Genomic DNA, 3,030 nt, shown 5'->3' with positions numbered 1-3,030 from the left:
TGTCATCTTGCAGTTTAAACCAGTAAAATTTATCAGTTTAAATCGACCTAAATTTACTGAAATTACTGCATAATTTTCAGATTGAATTAGTAAAAACTAAAATCTTTTGCAGATTAAATTAGCAAGGGACTTAAAAAAAGTCCCCTGTAATTTGATAAATATTTTTCACTTTAAAATGTATCTTTTTCGCAGGCTTTGAAGACAATTTCCTGGTTTATCTGCTCTGCTTTAAGCTGAAATCCTAAAAGCAGAGAATTAACTGCGATATTGTTGATCAATCTGGGTAGTCCTCTGGATCTCAAGGTAATTGCCTCCAGAGCCTGAGGTGTAAAAACAGGGTGATTAGCTCCTGCTAGTTTAAGCTGATGTTCAACATATGCTTTAACTTCATCTTTGTCTAGCGGTGTCAGCTGATACTTCATGATCACTCTCTGATTTAAGGATTGGTTCTGATTTAAATTGAGCTTTGTCATAAAGTGAGATAGCCCCGATAAAATCAGAATAAATGGGTTTTGAGAATCCATAGCAAAATTAAATAATATACCAAGATCATTTAAAAATTTGTTGGGAGCAAGCTGCATCTCATCTAAAATGATAATAGGGGTAATCTTTTTCTCATTGTAGAATTTTAAAATAGCAGCCTGAACCTGATTAAAAAGATCCACCTTTCTAAATTTAGGTTCTTCTCCCAGGCCATTGGCTATGCCTCTGTAAAAATCCATTACTGAGCCTGTAGATAAGGGGAAATAGATGACTTTAAATAATGATGGATTAACACTGTCAGCCATAGCCCTTAGAGCAGAAGTTTTGCCACTTCCAGGTTCACCAATAATCACTGCGATACCTCTGGTTTTTTTAAGGTAATCCAGCCTGGCAGAAAGTTCTTTTAAGTTTTCAGACTGGTAGAGATCTTTAGTTTTGATCTCTTTTCGAAATGGATTATGAGATAGAGAATAAAAAGATTTATACATTTTTGCTGCCTCCTTCAGTCATTTTAGCAAAGGAGATAGCATTTCCTCTTTTAGCATGAGCGTTATCAGCCATAATAACAGGTTGAGCTTTAGTGATGCATTTACCATTTTCATAAAGGTAAATAGTATCATAAGTTTCAGGATCAAAACGAATTTTAATCTTTTTGCCAATATAAACTGGTGGAACCTGATAGAGCTTAGAGTTAACAGAAATAGTTCCATCATGCCTGACTTTTCTCTGAACTCGTTTAAGAAAAAGCATTTTAAGCTTTTCAGGATTATCATAGGTCTTAACCTGACTGATCTGAGACATGTATTTATCTAAAGGAGTCATTTTTAAAGAAGAATGTATTTTGCGGTGATAATCTTTTTCCAGCCAGCTAAAAAAGCTCTTGTTTAGTTTATCCAGAGATGATAAATCATCATCAGTTAAAAGAGGTAAAAACCTTTTTCTGACAGTTAAGAAATATCTTTCAATTTTCCCTTTATCAGCAGCTGAATACGGCTGAGTGTGAATCAGAGTAATACCTAAAGAAGCACAGGCAAAATGAAGATTATCGCTGCGGTAAACTTTTCCATTATCCACGTAAATCAGCTTTGGAATACCTCTTCTTAAAATGGCTTCTGAAAGTACCTGCTGCACAGCAGAAACTTTTTCTGTTGTTAAGAATTTAGCATAGGTAATAATTCTGGAACAGTCATCAATAAAGGCAAAAAGAAAAGTTTTAACCTTTTTGCCGTCCAGGTTGAGATAGGGTCCATGCATCGTATCTCCCTGCCAGAGCATATTAACCTGATCATAGGCGAAACGGCGTCTGTTTTCTTCTCTGCGAGGTGAGTTGACCAGCAGGTTCTTCTTTTTAAGAAAGCGATAGACAGTAGAATAGGAAGCCTGAGAGGGCAGCATTTTCTTTTCAGTAATCAGCTGATCATAAAGTAAAGAAACAGATCTATCAGGATGATCTTCTCTGGCTTCTAAAATAACTTCCTTGAGTTCTGGTGTTAGAACACGACTTTTGCCTTTATCATTCCTGGTTTTGGGTTTAAGTCCTTCAAAACCACCTTTACGATAGGCTCTAACCCACATAGCAATAGTTTTTGGTGAGTATTCTCTGATTCCATAATAGGGGACATTATGTTTTTGAACAGCTACTTTAGCCAGGTACTCAGTCTGTTTTTCTATCTGACCATTTAAAATAGGTGAAATAAGTGAAAAACGAAATAGAGCTATCTGTTCTCTGTCATTATCAGTCATAAAAATCAGCTCCTTTAAGCTTAAATTTTAGCATTTAAGAACGAAAATCTTCTTAAACTGCTGATAATAACATTTTAATCAGAAAAATAGCTCTTTTCTAGTGAAAGCTTTTGTGTTTAAAAAAATAGTTCCAAAATATTAAATTTTATGGTACAATTAAAGTGCCATAAAACATTGATTAAAGTGATCCTGATACTCTTTTGAGAGTATCTGAGCGTCGGAGCTCCAAATCATTTTAATTAGTTTTGTGGCTTTTTTTATTCTGGATAATTTAAAGGGAATCAGTGAGTGATATTTATCTCTGAAAAAAGCAATCAACCCAGGAATATTGCAGGTAAACCTGTGCAGATAAAAATATACTGCTCGTTTGTAGAGAAGGAGTTTTTTCTGCAGCAGATATTCTTTCATGCAGCAGACAATATAATTAAGAGATCTCTGAAATTTAGGGAAGAGAAAGGCTGGAAGAATGGAAACAGTTTTGCCACAATGCTGGCATTTGTATCTTCTAATTTGTATCCAGAAGCATTGGTTATCGATGGTGATTACATAGCGGTGATAAAATCCATGTTTAAGGAGTTTATCATGGCAGTGAGGACATTCTTCAGGGTGCAAAAAATCATTATTCTGACCAAGCTCAGAATATTTTTTTACAGGTATTTTAAAGTCATGAATGATTTGCATCTGATCACATCCTAAATATTCTGACAATATTTTATCAGATTATTTTAAGAAAAGGAAGAGCTTATTTCAATTTATTTTGATTAATATTTATCATTTTCTAATGGATTAATTTGATAGATAACA

At 34.2% G+C, this 3,030-nt stretch carries 3 protein-coding genes; all 3 read right to left on the bottom strand.

Annotation, left to right across the window (positions count from 1 at the left end; genetic code table 11):
• Positions 1–170: 170 nt before the first annotated feature.
• Positions 171–971 (bottom strand): ExeA family protein, encoded by an 801-nt coding sequence (locus tag DFR79_RS15935; RefSeq protein WP_133516442.1) that lies wholly within the window; start codon positions 969–971, stop codon positions 171–173.
• On the bottom strand, positions 964–2,226 hold the full coding sequence (locus DFR79_RS15930) for a DDE-type integrase/transposase/recombinase (protein WP_133516441.1): 1,263 nt from the start codon (positions 2,224–2,226) through the stop codon (positions 964–966). Before DFR79_RS15930 ends, DFR79_RS15935 begins: the two co-directional genes overlap by 8 nt.
• 156 nt (positions 2,227–2,382) lie before the next feature.
• Positions 2,383–2,907, bottom strand: a complete 525-nt coding sequence (locus DFR79_RS16560) for a DUF6431 domain-containing protein (protein ID WP_432207102.1) — start codon at positions 2,905–2,907, stop codon at positions 2,383–2,385.
• Between the last annotated feature and the right edge of the window lie 123 nt (positions 2,908–3,030).

This window comes from Halanaerobium saccharolyticum (assembly GCF_004362045.1).
Lineage (GTDB): Bacteria > Bacillota > Halanaerobiia > Halanaerobiales > Halanaerobiaceae > Halanaerobium > Halanaerobium saccharolyticum_C.
This window is presented reverse-complemented; position numbering and strand designations above follow the sequence as displayed.

Bases quoted from the DNA above. Each gene is read 5' to 3' on its own strand.
- DFR79_RS15935 (WP_133516442.1), bottom strand. From the start codon at position 971: ATGTATAAATCTTTTTATTCTCTATCTCATAATCCATTTCGAAAAGAG.
- DFR79_RS15930 (WP_133516441.1), bottom strand. From the start codon at position 2,226: ATGACTGATAATGACAGAGAACAGATAGCTCTATTTCGTTTTTCACTT.
- DFR79_RS16560 (WP_432207102.1), bottom strand. From the start codon at position 2,907: ATGCAAATCATTCATGACTTTAAAATACCTGTAAAAAAATATTCTGAG.